This is a genomic window from Acholeplasma equifetale ATCC 29724 (genome assembly GCF_000687735.1).
GTDB classification, from domain to species: Bacteria; Bacillota_I; Bacilli_A; order Acholeplasmatales; family Acholeplasmataceae; genus Acholeplasma; species Acholeplasma equifetale.
Window position 1 is genome coordinate 1 of sequence record NZ_JHXL01000026.1, and the last position, 1008, is coordinate 1008.

The window sequence follows — 1008 nt, forward strand, 5'->3', positions numbered from 1 at the left end:
TCACTGGCAGTCTCGCTAGAGTCCCCAACTTAATGATGGTAACTAACGATAAGGGTTGCGCTCGTTGCGGGACTTAACCCAACATCTCACGACACGAGCTGACGACAACCGTGCACCACCTGTGCATCTGTTAACCTCCGTACTTATTTCTAAGCCTTTGCAGAGCATGTCAAGACCTGGTAAGGTTCTTCGCGTATCGTCGAATTAAACAACATGATCCACCGCTTGTGCGGGGTCCCGTCAATTCCTTTGAGTTTCATACTTGCGTACGTACTACTCAGGCGGAGTACTTAATGTGTTTACTTCAGCACTGACCTTTTGGCCAACACTTAGTACTCATCGTTTACGGCGTGGACTACCAGGGTATCTAATCCTGTTTGCTCCCCACGCTTTCGTGCCTCAGCGTCAGTATAGACCCAGCAAGCCGCCTTCGCCACTGGTGTTCCTCCATATATTTACGCATTTTACCGCTACACATGGAATTCCACTTGCCTCTGTCTCACTCTAGTTAACCAGTTTTCCTAGCATCACAGCGTTAAGCACTGCACTTACACCAGAAACTTAATTAACCGCCTACGCACCCTTTACGCCCAGTAAATCCGGATAACGCTCGCCCCCTATGTATTACCGCGGCTGCTGGCACATAGTTAGCCGGGGCTTATTCATCTGGTACCGTCAATTTGGTTATTTTTCTTCCCAGATAAAAGGACTTTACATTCCGAAGAACTTCTTCGTCCACGCGGCGTTGCTCGGTCAGGGTTCCCCCCATTGCCGAAAATTCCCTACTGCTGCCTCCCGTAGGAGTTTGGGCCGTTCTCAGTCCCAATGTGGCCGTTCGACCTCTCAGTCCGGCTACGCATCATCGTCTTGGTAAGCTTTTACCTCACCAACTAACTAATGCGCCGCAGACCCCTCCTTAACCGATAAATCTTTAAACATATCAAGATGCCTCAATATGTCCTATCCAGTATTAGCTCCAGTTTCCCAGAGTTATCCTCGAGTTAAGGG

Annotated in this window: 1 rRNA gene; it reads right to left on the reverse strand. The window is 49.1% G+C overall.

Annotated elements, in window-relative coordinates:
- Window positions 1–1008: ribosomal RNA gene (locus T434_RS0106175) — 16S ribosomal RNA — on the reverse strand; the annotation flags it as partial.